Consider the following 1,228-nt stretch of genomic DNA (forward strand, 5'->3'; position numbering starts at 1 on the left):
CTCAGGGAGGAGTACAGGTGCCGAGATCAAAACCGCCGTACACGGAAGAGTTCCGCCAACAGATGGTGGATCTTGTCCGGGCCGGCCGGCTGCCCGAGGAACTCGCGAAGGAATACGGCCCGTCGGGGCAGTCGATCCGTAACTGGGTGCGGGAAGCCTCCCGCCAGGACGACACCCGAGCGGACGAGATCAGCGCCGCCGAACGTGAGGAGTTGAACCGTCTCCGGAAAGAGAACCGGCAGCTCCGTGAGGAACGCGACATCCTCCGCAAGGCCACGATTTTCTTCGCGACGGAGACCGGTCAGACATGAAGTTCGCTCTGATCGATGCGGAGAAAACACACCACTCTGTCTCCGTCCTGGCCCGCGTGCTCGGTGTGTCACGCGAGGGCTACTACGCCTGGCGTCGCCGCGGCGGGCGGTCCACCCGGACCGCAGCCGACCAGACCCTGACCACGAAGATCACGGCGGTGCATGCCGCGTCCCGAGCCACCTACGGCGCCCCGCGCGTGCACGCCGACCTGGCCGCCGCCGGCGTGCAGGTCGGCCGCAAACGCGTCGCCCGGCTGATGAAACAAGCTGGCCTGCAAGGAGTCCACCGCCGCCGGCCGGTCAGCCTGACCCGCCGGGATCGGGCCGCGCACCTGCCTCCCGACCTGGTCAACCGCGACTTCACCGCCCCCGCCCCGAACCAGATCTGGACCGCGGACGTCACCTACATCCCGACCGAGCAGGGCTGGCTCTACCTCGCGGTCGTCCTCGACCTGTACGCCCGGCGCATCGTCGGCTGGTCCATGTCCGCCGAGCAGAAAACCCCTCTTGTCGCCGACGCCCTCACCATGGCACTACGCCACCGCCGCCCCGAACCCGGCATCATCCACCACTCCGATCAAGGAAGCCAATACACGTCCCGGGAATTCGCGAAGATCTGCGAGAAACACCAGGTGCGACGCTCCGTCGGATCCTCTGGTGATTGCTACGACAATGCGGTCACGGAATCTTTCTTCGCCACCCTCGAATGCGAACTCCTCGACCGCACCACCTTCACCACCCACGACCAGGCCCGCGCCGCAATCTTCGACTTCATCGAGGGCTTCTACAACCGGCGACGCCGCCACTCCACCAACGGATACCTCAGCCCCCAGGACCACGAAACCCGCTTCCAGGAGTACGATAAAGCCGCCTAACCGTTCAAAGCCCTACCTGTGAACGAAACCGGGGCAGCTTCA

The 1,228-nt window shown here is 65.6% G+C and carries 1 protein-coding gene; it reads left to right on the forward strand.

Annotated features, from left to right (window positions below; all coding sequences use genetic code 11):
* Positions 1-17: 17 nt before the first annotated feature.
* Positions 18-1,186, forward strand: a protein-coding gene (locus tag ND747_RS16420) for an IS3 family transposase (RefSeq protein ID WP_251734480.1) whose coding sequence is annotated in 2 segments (ribosomal slippage) — positions 18-276 and positions 276-1,186 — 1,170 coding nt in all. Because the reading frame shifts where the segments join, the coding sequence is not laid out codon by codon here.
* Positions 1,187-1,228: the final 42 nt, after the last annotated feature.

It is taken from the genome of Frankia sp. R82 (assembly GCF_023716925.1).
GTDB lineage: Bacteria > Actinomycetota > Actinomycetes > Frankiales > Frankiaceae > Frankia.